This is a genomic window from Bartonella rhinolophi, from assembly GCF_036576165.1.
GTDB lineage: Bacteria > Pseudomonadota > Alphaproteobacteria > Rhizobiales > Rhizobiaceae > Bartonella.
Genome location: NZ_JBAFWY010000001.1, coordinates 72,640 through 90,706 on the forward strand (window position 1 = coordinate 72,640; position 18,067 = coordinate 90,706).

The window sequence follows — 18,067 nt, forward strand, 5'->3', positions numbered from 1 at the left end:
GCACCATTTAGTCATTAAAAATAAAATATAATAATATAGGTCGGTTATCTTAATTTTAGCATCTATTAACCCACCGTTTATTTCATGCTAAATCTCACTATACGCCACACAAAGTATCTGCAAACATTCTTCATTGATCAATAATGCCTGCACTTGCTAAACTCTCGCGTGTGATTTCTTTAATTGCACGCACACCAGTCAATGTCATAGCAACCCGCATTTCACTAGCAAAGAGATCGAGAAGATGCGCAACACCTTTCTCACCTGCCGCAGCAAGCGCATAAACAAAAGCTCGACCAATCATGACAGCATCTGCACCTTGTGCTATCATGCGCACAACATCGAGACCAGAACGCACACCAGAATCAACTAAAATAGCCAAATCACCTTTTATAGCTTCCGCAATTGCCGGCAACGCTCGCGCAGTTGACAATACACCATCAAGCTGACGCCCACCATGATTAGAAACAACAATACCATCAGCACCAAACTGTACTGCTTCTCGCGCATCTTGCGGATCAAGAATCCCTTTCAGAATCATTTTTCCCTTCCAAAAATCTCGAATCCATTGCAGATCAGACCAACCAATTGATGGATCAAAATTTGCACCAAGCCAACCAATATAATCTTCCAATACAACTCTCTTCTGAAGATAAGTAGAAACGTTTCCAAGATCATGTGGTCGCCCCATAACACCAACATTCCAAGCCCAATGCGGATGAAGAATAGCCTGCAAAGTACGGCGTAAACCAGCATAAGGCCCAGACATCCCCGAATGTGCATCACGATAACGCGCACCTGGAACAGGCATGTCAACTGTAAAAACCAATGTGCGTACACCAGCTAACCAAGATCGTTCTAAAACATCTCGCATAAACCCACGATCCTTGAGAACATAAAGCTGAAACCAAAACGCATCTCCAACCTCTGCCTGCACTTCTGCAATGGAGCAAACAGAAACTGAGGACAGTGTAAAAGGGATGCCTTTCGCAACTGCAGCACGTGCAGCTTTTACCTCACCACGACGCGCATACATACCTGTTAACCCAACAGGTGCAAGCACAATCGGCAGATCAAGTGTTTGCTCAAAAAGTTTAATTGAAAGGTCAACTTCACCAACCTGCCGCAAAACCCTTTGACGCAGTGCAAGTGTTTGAAGGTCTGTACAATTACGTCGCATCGTTTCCTCAGCATAGGCTCCACCATCAATATAGTGAAAAAGAAAGGGAGGAAGCCGACGTCTTGCTGCTTTACGGTAATCAAATGTTGAGGAAATAATCATAATGGCACCATTGCTCCTGAATGAAATACGAAAACGCCCTAAAATTAATAAACCCCAACCCACACGCCTTCTATAAAATGTTCTAATAAAACATTCCATTCAGTAGTTGCAGGGAATAAAGATTGCAACCTAAAAAACTCATTGATGAAAATAATGTCTTTATTATTTTTTTCCAGATTAAAAGTTTAATCTGAAAAATTTTTGTTTTTTAAAAATTTATTACTGCACTATAATTGAAAATTAAATTATTTGTCCTCGAATATTATTGATACAAGATCATATATATCGTCATTTAAATTCTAAACATAACATAAATGTATCATATATGTAAAAAACTAAAGCTTTTCCTTTCATGAATACACGTTATCATAATCCATATTTTTAAACTTGTTTAAAGTGCTTAGATAATTTTAACCCCTGCGCTTGATAATGTGACCCAGCATGATGCCCATAAAGTACTGATGGACGATTAAGCATGCGCTCATATACTAAACGACCAATAATCTGACCATGCTCCAAAATAAATGGAACTTCATGGCTGCGCACTTCTAAAACTGCCCTCGCTCCTTTTTCACCAACCTCCATATGCCCAAACCCTGGATCAAAAAAACCTGCATAATGCACTCTAAACTCACCAACTAATGGATCAAAAGGCGTCATTTCAGCGGCATAAAGTGGAGGAACATGAACAGTTTCTCGCGAAACTAAAATGTAAAATTCATCAGGATCAAGGATCAGTTCCCTTTGACCACGATCGAAAAGAGGTTCCCAAAAGTCTAAAACGTGAGCAACAGCCCGTTTATCAATATCAATAACACTTGTATGGCGCTTCCCACGATAACCTACAAGCCCATTTTCATTCCCTTTCAAATTAATGGACAGCCCAACACCACCATCGCTAATATTAGGAAAATCATCCGATACCAGCATTTCATCCTTATGCAAAGCATGCAGCTCAATTTCATTTAAATAACTTTGCCCCTTGCGGAACCGAAGCTGAGCTAAATACGAACCAGTCCGCACCAAAATTGGAAATGTACGTGGACTAATTTCAAGATAAAGTGGCCCATGATAACCTGCGCAAATTTTATCAAATTCCTGAGCATTATCCGTAATAACACGTGTAAAAATATCTAACCGTCCCGTAGAACTTTTAGGATTAGCAACTGCAGATAAATTCTCTGGTAAAGCTAAACTTTCCAAAAGAGGAACAATATAAACACAACCTGTTTCCAGAACTGCCCCATCCTGCAAATTAAATTCGTGCAACTTTAACCGCTCGAGCTTATCCAAAACTTTTGTATCAGATCCTGGCATAAAGGAAGCACGTATACGATAAGCTTTCTCTCCTAACCGGAGATCAAGACTTGCAGGCTGTATTTGAGTTGTATTAAATGGCCACAAAGCTTTAACAATGTCATTATCAATTAAAGCCTGTATATCACTATCTGCCAAAATACCATTTACTCGCACCATGTATCCTGCCTTCTATCTTTATCTTGCTTCTTTTTTGCCCCAAATACTTGTGGGCAAAACTGTCTTAAAGCGATTTATTCTTTACTAACTTTCTAAGCCAATTCTATAATATAATAAAAACGATTTTTTGCCATAATCAAAAATAGAGCACCACACACGATGAAATAACACTTAAAAAGTCGCTCTTTTAAAGGATATCTTTTACGCTCTCTTATTCTTGGAATGTTGAGCAAATAATGTTATCATGGCTCAAATTCTTATAAAATCCGTTAGAATCCTTTTAGTCATATGCTTATACGCCATCTTAGCGAAAATATTATTAATCAAATCGCCGCTGGCGAAGTTATTGAACGACCAGCAAGTGTCGTCAAAGAGCTTATTGAAAATGCCATTGATGCTGGAGCAACCCGAATTGAAATTGTCACAGCAAATGGTGGAAAGAACTTTATAAAAGTAAGCGATAATGGCTGCGGAATTCCTGCAGATCAGTTAACTTTAGCGGTTTCTCGCCATTGCACATCAAAAATTACCGATGACGTGCACAATATCTGCTTCCTTGGTTTTCGAGGGGAAGCTTTACCTTCTATTGGTTCTATCGCGAAACTTAAATTGACCTCACGAACACAACATGCTGACAATGCTACTGAAATTACTGTAACAGCAGGACAAAGCGTAGGACCAAAACCAGCAGCCGCTAACCTTGGAACTATCGTTGAAGTTCGTGATCTCTTCTTTGTCACTCCGGCACGATTAAAGTTTATGAAAACTGATCGTGCCGAAACAAATGCTATCACTGATATAGTTAAACGAATTGCTATAGCATTTCCACATATCCGCTTTTCTCTTTCTGGTCCAGACAGAACTTCCCTAGAATTACCTGCTACGGAAAATAGTCCTCAAGGACAATTACAACGTATTACACAGATTATGGGAAAGGAATTCGCCTCTAATAGCATTATACTTAATGCTGAGCGTGAAACAGTTCGCTTGACAGGCTTTGCCTGTTTGCCATCCTTCAGTCGTAGTAATAGCCTTCATCAATTTGCTTATGTTAATGGACGTCCAGTGCGTGATAAACTTCTCTGCGGAGCAATCCGAGGAGCCTATGCTGATGTCATGGCTCGAGATCGCCACCCTGTATCCATTCTTTTCATTAATTTACCACCTGCTGATGTAGATGTTAACGTACATCCAGCTAAAGCTGATGTACGATTCCGTGATCCAGGGTTAATTCGTGGTCTAATTGTTGGAGCAATTCACGAAGCATTGCATCAGACTGGTGTTCGCCCCATTTCAACAAACTCAGAAGCAGCTCTGGCTGCATTTCAAACTTCACAGTCATTGGGAACTTTTAAAAACACGCACCAGACTTTTTCTTACAACCCACAAAAGCAGCATCTTGCATCAGTGTCTGCATCAACGATTCACAAACCATTAGAAGTTACAAATTCTTGCAACTTCAGAGAAGATCCCACTCCTATTATGGGATCCTTAGACATACCAAGCGGCGATGTATGTGCTGCAAGCACTATACCTTCATCGGAAGAGTTACATTATCCATTAGGAGCTGCCAGAGCACAAATTCATAAAAACTATATTATCGCTCAAACTCAAGACAGTTTGATAATTGTTGATCAGCACGCTGCTCATGAAAGATTGGTTTATGAAGCACTCAAAAATGCACTTTACTCTAAACCACTTTCTTCACAATTTCTGCTTATCCCTGAAATTGTAGAACTCTCTGAAGAAGATGCAGCGTGTCTTTTAACACACAAAGACGCTTTACAGAAATTTGGTTTAGGAATAGAACCCTTTGGACTTGGCGCAATCGTTGTGCGCGAAACACCTGCCATGTTAGGAGAAATTAACATACAAGCTCTTATCAAGGATCTTGCAGACGAAGCAGCTGAGTATGATACTACAGACAATTTAAAAGCGATGCTTGATTATGTTGCAGCAACTATGGCCTGTCATGGATCAATAAGATCAGGGCGCCTTTTACGTCCTGAAGAAATGAATGCACTTTTACGACAAATAGAAGCAACGCCCAATACAGGTACATGTAATCACGGACGTCCTACTTATATTGAACTCAAATTAGCTGATATAGAGCGGCTTTTTGGCAGAAAATAAATTACACTTTTCTAATAAAAGCTGTTTTAATAAAAAAGGGATATTTTTTAAATTCATTCTCGACTTTATAAAGCATCTTATGGCATTTTGTTTAAATCATCTCTCATATAGATAAAAAGGGGCTATAAAAAATGTTTTCCAACAGTGAACGTGAAGCAAAAATTCATTATTCCAACAGTGGATATAAAATCGTCAAATATGGAACTTATACTCTGTGCGCTGTTAGCGGACAAAAAATCCCTATAGACGATTTGAAATATTGGAATCATCACCGTCAAGAAGCATATGCCAGTTGTGAAATTTCTTATCATCGTGAAATTGAATGCAATCCATATCTCAGTCAATTGTTAAAAACACAAAAAAAATAATTGATCAAACACCATAAAAAAGTTCTATTATTGCCTTCAAAATTGCAAATTATTTCTTTTTGCAAAGCGTGTCATAACTTCTTCAAGGATTATACTGCAAAAATTTTTTTGAGCAAAATCGACTTTAACATCAAATATAATGAGATTTTTTAACTCTTTTTGCACACGATTTGTCTGTATACGTGCGTAGTCTTTAGCAGTTGTAGCCAGCCATAAATTTTGAGTTTTAGCCCTTTGTGCTAAATTCCTTAAATCTGTGTCGGTAAAAAAATAATGATCTGGGTAAGAGTACGTTTGCACAACATGACCAGATAGTTCTTTAATTGATCTGAAAAATTTATCTGGATTACCAATACCTGCAAATGCCAAAAATAATTTTCCTGCAACCTCATCAGAAGCTGATGATTTAAAGTATGCATGGTACAAAGGCTTGCCAGTCCTAGTGACAAGTAAAGTGACCTTATCATGAACATCTGAACAACCAATCAACAAAACACTGTCCATCAAAGAAAATTGTGTTTTTAACGATACACGCAAAGGTCCTGCTGGAAAAACAGCTCCATTACCAAAACCACGCATTGCATCTACAACAAGCAACGCATAATCCATGTAAAGGCGACGGCTTTGAAACCCGTCATCCATCAAAATAAGATTACACCCTTCCTTCTTAAGCCTTTGTGCCGCAGCATAACGATCAGAGGATATAGCTACAAAAGCATGCCGTGCCAGTAAAAGCGGCTCATCTCCAACATCACGCGCATTATCACATATCTTATTTACCAGATGCACCCCCTTAGCCGTTCCACCATAACCACGCGATATAACACCAGGGACTAAACCAAGCTCTTTTGCTACTTGGCAAAAAGCAATGACAACAGGTGTTTTACCTGCACCACCTAATGTAAAATTGCCAATACATAAAACTGGAAGATCAATAACAGGAGGTTTTCTTGCCATACGACAATGCGAGAAATAACCATATACCCAAGAAACTGGTGCTAATAAAAAACGTAAAAAGCTTTTATCTTTCCACCAAAAATGAGGTGCGCTAATACGCATACCTACCTCGACGCTGACTTAAACTTGTTTGTATTACAAGAGGTTGCAAAAATGGATCAAGAATTTTTAATGTGCGCTCGAGTGCACCAGCCATATCTGCAGCTACTTCATAAGCTTTATCAACCATTTCTTGCCGTAATGCTTCATTTGTTAAAAGCTTATACACCTGAATAGCAAGCTGTTTCGTATCTTGAACCATATATGCTGCATCGCGGGTTAAAAATTGTTCAAACATCTCTTGAAAATTTGAGACATGAGGCCCTGTCAAAATAGCTGAACCAAGAAAAGCCAACTCTAATGGATTGTGCCCACCGTCCCCACATAACGACTTACCAAGAAAAGTAACTTTTGATAAACGAAGAAAAAGTCCCATTTCTCCAATTGTATCTCCCCACAAAATGTCCGTATTCGCATCTGGAATAGTATTTTTGCTTCTACGAACGAAACGCAAACTCTCACTGGTACATTTCTTGATAAGATCTTCTGAACGCTCAGGATGACGGGGCACAATGATGGTCAACAAATCAGGCAAATAATTTTTAAGAATCTTATGAACTTCAAAAGCAATCTGCTCTTCCCCTTCATGGGTTGAAACCGCTGCCCAAACTGGACGACCGCCAATAGCATTACGATAATGCGCGAGCAATTCTTGATTTTCAATAAGCAAAACGTCAGCCTTGAGATTGCCAGAAAGTGCAACAGACTTGACTCCAAGCGTATGGTAATAAGTTACATCTCTTTCATTTTGACCAATAGCCATATCAATATGCCTAAAAATATATCTGGAAAGAACACGCCGTTTTTGCCAAGCTTTAAAAGAGCGTTCAGACATATGGGCATTAACCAAAATCTGTGGAATGCGCATTTCGGCAAGCTCTTTAATACGTAGAGGCCAAATTTCTGATTCACAAATCAGTGCTAAATCAGGCTTCCAGTGACTTATAAAACGCCGCACTGCCAAATTTAAATCCAATGGAGCATATTGATGAATGACTCGATTACCAAAATGCTTTTTCACTAAAGAAGAAGATGCTACAGTACCAGTTGTCAATAATATATTGATTTTTAATGATAAAACATAATTAATGAGTGGAACAAGAGCAAGCGTTTCTCCAACACTGGCCGCATGCAACCAAATTAACGAACCTTGAGGACGTGCCTGGTGGCTTTTACCTAAACGCTCTTTTTGACGACCCCACTCTTCTTTTCCACGTATAGCACGAAGCACCAAATAAAAAGGAATAACAGGACGTAAGCAAAAGCCAATCATCCGATAGATTAAAAGAGCTGCACGTGCCTTTAGTTCTATCATTTAAATCACCTCACCCACTTGTTTTGAGACACCTGTAAACTTTTTCTATTAAATGATTCACCATACCCGTTCATTATACCCACTTTTATTTTAGCAAAACACAACTTGAATTTTTAGAAACAAAAAACGTTTCCCTCACGCAAATGATTAATTATCCAAAGGGAAAGCATAATTGCAATTTTACGCTGTGCTCTTTCAAGAATCTTCTCCCATGAAAATACATGTATACAAAGCATGATAAGGTAAATAATTTAGTCAACAGAATAATCCATTTCCTAAATTTACACACTTTTCTATATGAAATATCCACAATTTAGCCATTTTGCTAAACTTAAGAACGTTTTGACTATGCTAATAGCGTCTGCTTTCACTTTTTTTAATATAACGCATTCACCTAGCTTCCCTGAACTACGCACACATTGAAGTTATAACTTTTTTGTAAATTATGCATTTATTTCTGGATTAAAAATAAAAAAACGAAACGATAAGATTTCATCATACCCCGCTCATGCAAAAAAATGATAATAAGCAGATTATAAGCGCTCTACGTTTTCCTTCATAACATCATTTGCACTTCTCAACAGCTGATTTATCCAATAAATAATGCAAATAACTTTTTAACACCTACTGATAAAATTTGCTAAAATCACATTTTCATCAATAAATGCCCTGTTTTTTGTGAACTATTTCACACACTCTAATATCAAATCTAAAAAATTCAATATTACTCCACACGCATAACGAAGAAAATAATAATCCAATATCAAGCTCTATTATGCATTACCTGTTTCAGAATCAAGAAATTGATGCAAGTCTACAATGTAATAACGCTGCAATGCATTATCTACACTGCTCTGCGCTTTCGCCTGCCATGCTTCTTGAGCTGACTGATAATCTGGAAAAATACCAACTACATCTAAATCATCCAGATTCTTAAACTGATTACTATTCAGATCTTTCAACTCTCCCCCAAATACAAGATGCAAATATTGTTTTTTTTCTCTGGATTCCGTCATGTGTGCCTCCATAGCATTAAGAAATTTGAGCATATTTTTATGTGATTAAACTAACTTCGCTTGATGAACAACATCTATCATATTTTGACAGCAATTACTTTTACCAGCAATCAAAAATCCATATTGATAAGGTTCAATCCCATAAGATATAAAAGGGGCATCAAGTGATAGAAAACGTCCCCCGCATTCCTGCAAAATAAGATCAGCAGCCGCAATATCCCACTCATGACAATTCGGACGAACCAACACGATGTCGATCTCATCCTGAGCAACAAGAACAATACGATAAGCAAGAGAAGGAATGTGAGGAGAAAAACTGACCTGATTACGAAAATCATCTGGCAATTTTTGAGCTATCGATTTATCAAGCGAAACTATATATTTGCGATTAATCTGAGATGCCAAAAGAGGAATTTTTATGCCATTTAATGTCGCCCCTCCGCCAGTAACAGCTGCATAAACATTCCCTTGAGCTGGACACTGCAAAACACCCACAATAGGACGACCATTCTCAATGATGGCAATCGAAATGCACCAATAAGGACTACCAGAAAGAAAGCCACGAGTCCCATCAATAGGATCAACCACAAAATAACGTTCATAAACCCGTTGCCTTCGCTTATCTTTTGTTTCTTCTGAAATCCAGCCATAATTCGGACGTGCTTCAAGAAGTCTTTTTTTTAAAAAATGATCAACTGCAAAATCTGCTTCACTAACTGGTGAATTTTCATCTTTAATCCAAACGTCTAACGCACATCCAAAATACTTCATTGCTAAATCCCCTGCCTCTCGACAAACATCAAGCAAAAGGTTTAGATCAGAAGAATGATGCATGTTATTTTCCTGCAAGTGTCATCCCTTCAATTAATAATGTCGGAGCAGCTACACCATAACGCCGATCAATATCATTCGCAGGCGTTAAATGCGCTAACATATGTAGCAAATCAGAACCCAGTGTTACTTCGCTCACTGGATAAGCAATTTCACCGTTTTCAATCCAAAAACCAGAAGCGCCACGACTATACTGACCCGTAACAAAATCAATGCCATGTCCAAATAATTCTGTAACATAAAAACCATTCTGCAAACTTTTTATCATATCGTGAGGTGATACTGAACTTGGTTCAATAGCAAAATTGGTACTTGCAGGCTGAACTAATGATGCCGAACGCACACCGTGACCATTGGTTTTCAAACCCAATTCACGCGCTGAAGATGATGAAAGAAGCCAATTTTTTAAAATCCCATTTTCAATAATATTCAATGCTTGCCCCTCAACCCCTTCTCCATCAAAAGGACGAGAAGAATTTCCACGCAAGAGTAACGGTTGATCTGTCACATTAACATCAGGCTTCATCACTGCTTTGCCCAAAAAATTTTGTAAAAGACTCGTTTTGCGAGCAACCAATGCTCCATTGACCATACATGCGATATGTCCAGCAATTCCACGAGCCATACGCGGGTCAAAAATAACATCAATAATCCCAGTAGCTGCACGAACTGCACCTAAGCGCCGAACCGCACCTAACCCAGCATTTTTTCCCACAGCTTCTGCTGCTTCTAAATCAGAAAAATGTAAAGCTGTTGTGTAGTCATAATCCCGCTCCATCGCAGTACCTTCACCAGCAAGCGCACTACAAGAACGTGAAAAGTAACTAGAACGATAGGCTCCACAAAAACCATCGCTGGTCACAAGAACAAATCCACTACGACCATAAGCTGTCGCAGCTCCACCAGAATTGCTTACCCCTTTAACATCAAGAGCTGCTGCTTCCATTTTCAAAGCATCCTCTGTTAAAGAATGACTGTGCGGAACAAAATTATCAAAAAGATCAAGATCTTTAGGGCAAGTAGCTAAACACTCTTTATCTGCCAGACCTTCAAATAAACTGTCAGGAGAAACTTTAGCCATTGCAACAGCACGTTCTGCTAATTCTTGTGGGTAATTCGCTAAATTAGCAGAAACACTTGCAACTTTCTTCCCAACAAAAACCCTTAGTGTAAAATCATCGCTCTCTGAAGATTCTGTCGCTTCAACTTTCCCGAAACGAACCGATACACGCAGAGAATGTGTGCGCACAATAACAGCATCAGCAGCATTTGCTCCAAAACGCTTTGCCGATTCAACCAACGAAGCGGCTTTATCAATCTGATCCTTCTCAGTCATCATGGACTCCATCACATATTGATCATTACGTTGATAAACAACCTGACAAATTTATACAAAAATGTAATTCTTGTATGCTTATCAATAAAAATTATGCGCCATTAATACATTCTTTTTTCTGCAACGAGTCGAGAAACTCCTTTTAGATTCTTTCTGAAAAAGCGCAGTATGTTATAAATTTCCTTGGTTTCAACCTTTACCTAAAATCTGCTTTTGTCATTCCAAAAACCAATCCTCCACTTATAATTAATCCAATAGAAGGTTATGGTACAATGACGTTTGATTTTAATCCAAAATTCTCAAACACTTGAGCAATCAAAAGATCACTTAAATTACATATCTTTCAGTAACTAAGAGCTAAATCTATCCTCATCATTATCTTTCCTATAGCATTCTTTCATCTCTACGTAAGTGTAAAAAACACTTCACTGTAGTGCTCCTTTTATATTTCATTAATCCTCGCGTAAACTGACAGAAAAGTATATCAATTCTTTATTCAAGATTTTTTTTACAATTGATATAACTTGATTCCAAATAACAGCGTTGATTTTATCTCCACATATTTTTGTATAATTAATCAGGGCTTATCAGAATCTTTCATTGGATTAAAGAAAAGTTTTGCACTCACGAAGCACTCTATCTATACGAGAAGTACAATAAAAAGACGTATAGAATCCATTTTTTCATCCTATTGGATAAAAATCAATTCTCTCTTAAGATCGAATCCATGATCGCAGTTTATAGAGACGTATTGCTGTATCACCATAAAAACGCTCATCATCTAAACAAAATATATCAGGTAACTGAATAATCGCATCTTTCTTTTCTTCAAGCATAAAGAGTGTATCAGCTTTTGCCCACCCCCCGTTTAGAGCTTCTACAAAAGCACGCTCTCCCAGACAATAACCATAGGGAGGATCCGCACAGATAACATCAAATGGAAGCATTGTCCCAATACTACCAAGTTTAGTTGCATCACGACGCAAGATCCGCCCAACTGATTGCAATTCAAAAGATTCAATATTTTTTTGAATCAGCCCACGCCCCTCAACGGAATTTTCAACAAAAACAGCAGCCTTTGCACCACGCGAAAGTGCCTCAATACCTAAAGCACCAGTACCAGCAAAAAGATCAAGAATACGTTTGTTGATCCAAAATTGTTCTTCTCGGCTAGAAAGAACATTAAAAAGACTTTCACGCGTACGATCACTCGTTGGGCGAATTGACTGGCCAACAGGTGCAAACAAAACACGTCCCGCAAATTTACCGCCGATGACCCGCACGAGATCCTCCAAATGCCTTTGATGTTTTTGTACCACCGCTATACGGTTTAGATTTTCTTATGGTACTATTAAATGATTTCGTTCTTCGTTTACTCTCAACAGAACGCCCATCATGACCACTTTTAATAACCTTTCCTTCTTTCTTTAAAAAACGATCCTTTTTGCCAGAAACACGCACCTCACCATAAGATGTTTTTCCACGCTTTTGATCAAGATTAACGCCCTTATCTTTCCGTAACTGGATTTCTTGTGGTTTTTCTTTGCCTCTATGAAAGACTCTCTTACTGGAAAAATCGTTCTTATGGTCATGAGAGCTATCCTCACTAAGGAAAGACTTTTTACGCACATTCTGCGGACGCGCACCAAGAGCCATCCAAACATTAGAACGGCGAGAACGAGGCAAAAAACGTTCTGCTTTTTTATCTTCACTCTTCTCTTTACTCACAAATTTACCATCAGGCTTTGTGCTTAGCCGTGCCCGACCGTGCTCAGCAAAACTGCCTCTGTGTCTGCGTTGCACATCTCTACCACTTGAAAAAACCCAATCATCCTTTTCAACAGAAAGATCTTTACTACCTCGCTTTTCCATAATAGTTGCAGAGTTTGAAAATGGCTTAAGAATAGGAGAATCAAAATCTGCATTCGCTTGCATAATTAAACGCTCACCCAATTGATCACGCAACATCCGACCTTTTAACTCACGAACTGCTCCTTCTTCTAAGTCAGATAACTGAAATGGACCATAAGATATACGAATTAAACGATTAACTGATAGTCCTAACGCACCTAAAACATTTTTTATTTCACGATTTTTTCCTTCACGCAAAGCCACAGAAAGCCATATATTAGACCCTTGTTCACGTTCAATTGATGCTTCAATCGAACCATAAAAAATACCATTAACCGCAATACCATTTTTCAGGCTATCAAGTGCACTTTGTTTTACTTTTCCATGAGCACGAACCCGATATTTGCGCACCCATCCCGTCATAGGAAGCTCTAATACACGCGCTAAACCACCGTCATTGGTTAACAGTAAAAGCCCTTCTGTATTAATGTCAAGCCTGCCTACAGAAAGGACACGAGGCATTCCTTTCGGCAAATTGCTAAATACTGTTGGTCTACCTTCAGGATCACGGTTAGTGGTAACAAATCCTGCTGGCTTATGATAAAGCCATAACCGCGTTCGTTCTATAGGAGACAAAAGTTTTCCATCAACTTTAATAATATCAGAGCGGGTAACATTAAAAGCAGGCGTTGTCACAACTATACCATTAACAACAACGCGACCAGCAATAATCATCATTTCTGCGTCACGACGTGATGCAACACCTGCACGTGCTAACCTTTTAGCAATCCGCTCATTTTCACGGTTTTCATTCATTTGCTTTTCACACCAACCTCTTCCATATATTCAGCTAATTGTTCACATGCACCATACTACTTACCTTGAGATAGGGGGAGTAGCACAATCATTTATTATTTTCTATCCTTTAGCAGTAATAATGTATCTGTTTACTTACAAATTGGTTTTAAATATTTTTAAAAGCAAGGGTGTCTCTTTCATTATAAAATGATAATAGCTTTACCCATTCTACAGCATCCCTCTATAGAAAAAAGCCTTTTGGCTTTCTATATTTTATAGAAAGAATATTATGACTTTAACTCCCATGGAAATAGCCCTTTTAGAAGCACAATGGGCAGAAAAAAAAAATGAAGTTCCCGTAGGCGCCGTCATTACACGTGGAAAAACAATTATTGCGCGCGCTGGCAATTACATAAAATCCGCATATGACCCTACAGGACACGCAGAAATACGCGTTATCCGTATGGCGTGTGAAACATTACAGAGCGAAAGACTTCCTGACTGTGACCTTTATGTAACACTTGAACCTTGTGCAATGTGTGCTGCAGCGATTTCATTCGCACGTATACGACGCCTCTATTATGCAGCAAACGATCCTAAAGGTGGCGCTATCGAACATGGTCCATACCTTTACCAACAGCCCACCTGTCATCACAAACCCGAGATCTATTCTGGTTTCAAAGAAAAAGAAGCCGCTCAGTTGCTTAAAGGCTTTTTTGCACAAAAGCGGTAAAATAATTCCTACCCTCTTATTCACAACACGCACTTTTTTAAGAACATAATTCCTTTTTTAAAAGGCTATTGAATATTTTGAATGGAATCCATTTTTGAGATATTTATTTTCTTACATTATTTTAGTGTTGCGTCTTTACCTATTAACCAACATATGCACTTTTTACTGATTGGTGATAACTTATATAGGAATCGAGACGCTTCACACCACATCCTCCCTCACTCTATTCTCACGACGTAAGCATTCCTATAGTTACTTTGCATTAAGCTGTAAAAACCTCTCGAACCGAAAATATCAAAGTACCTTTTAACTTATGATTCTATTTTGTAAAAAATAAAATCTCAGCCACCAGAGTACCACTGCAATGTTGCTGTTCTATCGAAAAATTACTTTGTGCTCTATCTTACTGAGGCAAAGGTAAAGCCGTATGAGAGTCAACATTTGGCAACACAAGTTGCGGATGAGGTTTCAAAACAAGCGGGTTATTGTTATTTTTTGATTTTAGCGGAGAAGAGTTAGCAATATCTTCTAAAAACTGCACCGAAACTGCACTCCCCGTGCCATAGGTAGGCACAGATAAACTACATCCTGTTAAGATAAAACATACACTCAAAATGCTCGTTAAAAATATTCTTACTTTACGTTTTTCCACTGCTGAACCATTTGCTTAAGTATATGACTGATTAATATTCCCGCAACTTATTAAAAATCAGCCTGCACACAACCGCCCCCCCCCACAGATAAAACAGTGGGATTTACCCATACCATAAAAGGTCATACCCATCAATGATAGAATTCAAATAATAATACTATTTATAACCTTTTACCTCTGTACCTCTCTTAATTAAAATTCTTTAAACTCTGCCGAGCATCTGTAATTCTCGCAAAGCAGCTGCATCGCGAGCAGATACATCAGGATAAGCTGGATCGCTCCCAACATCTTGTGTATAGCGCCATGATCGAGCACATTTTGTACCTACAGCCTTCCCTGGATACACACCAACGCCTTCAACATCATTTAGAATAAAAGCATCCGAAGGAGGAGCATCTTGAGTAACTGTTAAAGCACTGGTAATACAAATTTCTGCCATATCCAAATTTTCTAACGCCTTCAGTAAAACTGGATTAGAAATAAAAACAACAGGCGCTGCCTCCAAAGATGACCCAATATGCTTGCTAGCACGCTCAAGCTCTAAAGCACCTGTCACAACTTTACGAACCTGTCGAACTTTTTTCCAGCGTTCAGCCAAAGATTCGTTCTGCCACTCATCTCGCGCAGGGCGAAACTGCTCTAAGTGCACTGATTGACTTTCTGGGTAGCGTTCTAACCACGCTTCTTCCATTGTAAAAGGCAACATTGGAGCAAGCCACGTTACCATCCGCTCAAAAATTTCACGAACAACTTGCAAAGAAGCTTTGCGTTTTTTTGATGAAGGTGCGTCGCAATAAAGAGAATCTTTGCGGATATCAAAATAAAATGCCGACAACTCAATAATTGAAAAATCTAATAACGCACGCATAATTTTCTTAAAATCAAACTCGTCATAAGCTCTATTAATCAGCTGATCAAGCTCAAAAAGCCGATGCAATATAAATTTTTCAAGATCTGGTAATGCACAATAAGATATTTCTTCTCCTTCATCATGCGCTAAAGTTCCAAGCATCCAGCGAATTGCATTACGCAATTTACGATACGAATCTACATTCGTTTGAAGAATTTTTTTGCCTAAACGCTGGTCTTCCCAATAATCAGTTGTCATAACCCAAAGACGAAAAATATCGGCACCAGATGTTTTAATAACCTCTTGAGGAACAACTGTATTTCCTAGAGATTTAGACATTTTTTTGCCATTTTCATCTAAAGTGAAGCCATGCGTAATCACCGCTTTATAAGGTGAACGTGTGCGCGTACCGCAGCTTTCCAAAAGAGAAGACTGAAACCACCCACGATGTTGATCGGATCCTTCAAAATAAACATCGGCAGGCCACTGTAAATCATCCCGATCTTCTAATACAAAACTATGACTTGTTCCAGAATCAAACCAAACATCAAGAATATCACGAACCTGAACCCACGGTTCATGTGCACGCTCACCTAGAAAACGTTCACGCGCTCCTTCAGCAAACCATGCATCTGCTCCTTCTGCTTTAAAAGCCTGCAAAATACGCTCATTTACACGCTCATCTTTAAGAATAACGCCATCCTCATTCGCAAAAATACAAATCGGCACACCCCAAGCGCGTTGGCGAGAAAGAACCCAATCAGGACGATCTGCTATCATGGAAGCCAGACGATTCTGACCAGAAGAAGGAACAAAACGCGTCATCGAGACAGCTTCTAACGCCCGGCTACGCAATGTTGACCCATCTCCAAGATCTTTATCCATCGCAACAAACCACTGTGGCGTATTACGGAAAATGACTGGTTTTTTTGAACGCCAACTATGGGGATAGGAATGTTTTAAACGACCGCGTGCAAATAATCGATTTACTTGAATAAGAGCATTAATAACCTCTTTATTAGCATCACCCATTTTTCCATTATCATCAATAACGCGCACGGCTCCCCCTTGACGATCTGGTCCAAAACCAGGAGCATCCTTCGTGTAAAAACCAGCATCATCAACAGGAAATGGTATAGAAGAATCAATCCCAGCTTGCTCCAATATAGGCTTACAAGCATTCCAAATTTCAAAATCTTCACGCCCATGGCTGGGAGCTGTGTGAACAAAACCTGTGCCAGCACTCTCTGTGACGTGGGAACCATCAAGCATTGCAATCTTATAATTATAACCTCCAGCCAGACCTTTGAGTGGATGAGAAAGAATCAGAGTTTTAAGCTCATCAGTAGAAATAACACGCAAATGCTTCAAAACAAGTTTTGCTTTTTCTGCACAACTCATAGCCAAAGCATCAGCAAACAGGAGCTTTTCTCCAGCTTGAGGACCAAAATCATTTTCTGTGCTTTCAACTTCATAAACACTGTAAGAAATTTGTGAAGAATAACTCACTGCGCGATTACTAGGAATTGTCCATGGAGTTGTTGTCCAAATCACGACATAAGCATCATGTAAATCACTAGCATCTGTTTCCAAAATAGGAAACTTAACCCAGACAACCTCTGATTCATGATCATGATATTCAATTTCTGCTTCAGCCAAAGCTGTACGCTCAACAACAGACCACATTACAGGCTTTGAGCCACGATAAATCTGATCTGACATAGCAAACTTCATCAATTCACTAGCAATGCGTGTTTCTGCATGAAAAGCCATTGTGGTGTAAGGGGTATTAAAATCCCCGACAACGCCAAGACGCTTAAACTCCTCGCTTTGTACATTTATCCAATATTGTGCAAATTCACGGCATTCTTGACGAAATTCATTAAGAGGAATATCATCTTTATTTTTCCCTTGTGCACGATATTTTTCTTCAATTTTCCATTCAATCGGAAGTCCATGACAATCCCAACCAGGCACATAATTTGCATTAAAACCACGCATTTGAAATGAACGGACAATCACATCTTTTAAAACTTTGTTTAAAGCATGCCCGACATGGATATGACCATTCGCATAAGGTGGACCATCATGAAGAATATAAAGTGGACGATCTTTTGCTTGCTGACGCAATTGAGTATAAAGCCCCATATCTTCCCACCGCGCCATCAGTTCAAGCTCTTTTTGTGGCAAACCTGCGCGCATAGGAAAATTTGTTTGTGGTAGATAAAGAGTTTTCGAATAATCTATTGTTTCATTTTTCACAGTCATTGTGAAATATTCCTGTCCACTTTTACGATCTTACTTTTGCATAACACCCCTGAACCTCACAACTTTAGCTTTTTAATCTCTAAAAAACCGCACCTATCACTT

The 18,067-nt window shown here is 38.8% G+C and carries 14 protein-coding genes; 3 read left to right on the plus strand and 11 right to left on the minus strand.

All coding sequences use genetic code 11. The annotated features are described in order from the left end of the window. Window positions 1-130: 130 nt before the first annotated feature. Window positions 131-1,282 (minus strand): FMN-dependent L-lactate dehydrogenase LldD, encoded by a 1,152-nt coding sequence (gene lldD, locus V5N67_RS00265; RefSeq protein WP_332059711.1) that lies wholly within the window; start codon window positions 1,280-1,282, stop codon window positions 131-133. 381 nt (window positions 1,283-1,663) lie between these two features. After that, window positions 1,664-2,758 (minus strand): 2'-deoxycytidine 5'-triphosphate deaminase, encoded by a 1,095-nt coding sequence (locus V5N67_RS00270; protein WP_332059712.1) that lies wholly within the window; start codon window positions 2,756-2,758, stop codon window positions 1,664-1,666. 288 nt (window positions 2,759-3,046) lie between these two features. Here V5N67_RS00270 and mutL point away from each other — a divergent pair, with 288 nt between their 5' ends. Both mutL and V5N67_RS00280 read left to right on the plus strand, forming a co-directional pair. Continuing rightward, complete coding sequence (gene mutL, locus V5N67_RS00275) at window positions 3,047-4,891, plus strand: DNA mismatch repair endonuclease MutL (protein WP_332059714.1); 1,845 nt, start codon at window positions 3,047-3,049, stop codon at window positions 4,889-4,891. A 131-nt stretch (window positions 4,892-5,022) separates the two neighbouring features. Further along, window positions 5,023-5,259 carry a DUF2093 domain-containing protein gene (locus tag V5N67_RS00280; RefSeq protein ID WP_332059715.1) on the plus strand — a complete coding sequence of 79 codons (237 nt, stop codon included), beginning with the start codon at window positions 5,023-5,025 and terminating at the stop codon, window positions 5,257-5,259. A gap of 36 nt (window positions 5,260-5,295) precedes the next feature. Here V5N67_RS00280 and lpxK read toward each other — a convergent pair whose 3' ends face one another. From lpxK to V5N67_RS00315, 7 genes are all read right to left on the minus strand, one after another. Continuing rightward, on the minus strand, window positions 5,296-6,318 hold the full coding sequence (lpxK, locus tag V5N67_RS00285; protein WP_332059717.1) for a tetraacyldisaccharide 4'-kinase: 1,023 nt from the start codon (window positions 6,316-6,318) through the stop codon (window positions 5,296-5,298). Next, window positions 6,308-7,630 (minus strand): lipid IV(A) 3-deoxy-D-manno-octulosonic acid transferase, encoded by a 1,323-nt coding sequence (gene waaA / locus V5N67_RS00290; protein ID WP_332059719.1) that lies wholly within the window; start codon window positions 7,628-7,630, stop codon window positions 6,308-6,310. Before waaA ends, lpxK begins: the two co-directional genes overlap by 11 nt. Before the next feature lie 773 nt (window positions 7,631-8,403). After that, on the minus strand, window positions 8,404-8,646 hold the full coding sequence (locus V5N67_RS00295) for a DUF4170 domain-containing protein (RefSeq protein ID WP_332059720.1): 243 nt from the start codon (window positions 8,644-8,646) through the stop codon (window positions 8,404-8,406). A 45-nt stretch (window positions 8,647-8,691) separates the two neighbouring features. Continuing rightward, on the minus strand, window positions 8,692-9,495 hold the full coding sequence (locus V5N67_RS00300; protein ID WP_332059721.1) for a 3'(2'),5'-bisphosphate nucleotidase CysQ: 804 nt from the start codon (window positions 9,493-9,495) through the stop codon (window positions 8,692-8,694). Beyond that, the gene (locus V5N67_RS00305) at window positions 9,482-10,813 is read right to left on the minus strand and encodes a TldD/PmbA family protein (protein WP_332059722.1); all 1,332 of its coding nucleotides are present in this window, start codon (window positions 10,811-10,813) and stop codon (window positions 9,482-9,484) included. Before V5N67_RS00305 ends, V5N67_RS00300 begins: the two co-directional genes overlap by 14 nt. Window positions 10,814-11,526: 713 nt before the next feature. After that, window positions 11,527-12,096 carry a 16S rRNA (guanine(966)-N(2))-methyltransferase RsmD gene (gene rsmD / locus V5N67_RS00310; protein WP_332059724.1) on the minus strand — a complete coding sequence of 190 codons (570 nt, stop codon included), beginning with the start codon at window positions 12,094-12,096 and terminating at the stop codon, window positions 11,527-11,529. Then, window positions 12,077-13,480, minus strand: a complete 1,404-nt coding sequence (locus V5N67_RS00315; RefSeq protein ID WP_332059725.1) for a pseudouridine synthase — start codon at window positions 13,478-13,480, stop codon at window positions 12,077-12,079. Before V5N67_RS00315 ends, rsmD begins: the two co-directional genes overlap by 20 nt. A 271-nt stretch (window positions 13,481-13,751) precedes the next feature. On the opposite strand from V5N67_RS00315, the gene V5N67_RS00320 reads away from it, so the two are divergent. Next, a complete protein-coding gene (locus tag V5N67_RS00320) occupies window positions 13,752-14,195 on the plus strand; it encodes a nucleoside deaminase (protein ID WP_332059727.1) in 444 nt (147 codons plus the stop codon). 403 nt (window positions 14,196-14,598) lie between these two features. Here V5N67_RS00320 and V5N67_RS00325 read toward each other — a convergent pair whose 3' ends face one another. Both V5N67_RS00325 and ileS read right to left on the minus strand, forming a co-directional pair. After that, window positions 14,599-14,769, minus strand: coding sequence for a hypothetical protein (locus V5N67_RS00325; RefSeq protein ID WP_332059729.1), 171 nt, complete (start codon window positions 14,767-14,769; stop codon window positions 14,599-14,601). Window positions 14,770-15,049: 280 nt separating this feature from the next. After that, entirely contained in the window at window positions 15,050-17,965 is a 2,916-nt protein-coding gene (gene ileS / locus V5N67_RS00330; RefSeq protein ID WP_332059731.1) for an isoleucine--tRNA ligase, read from the minus strand. Window positions 17,966-18,067 lie beyond the last annotated feature (102 nt).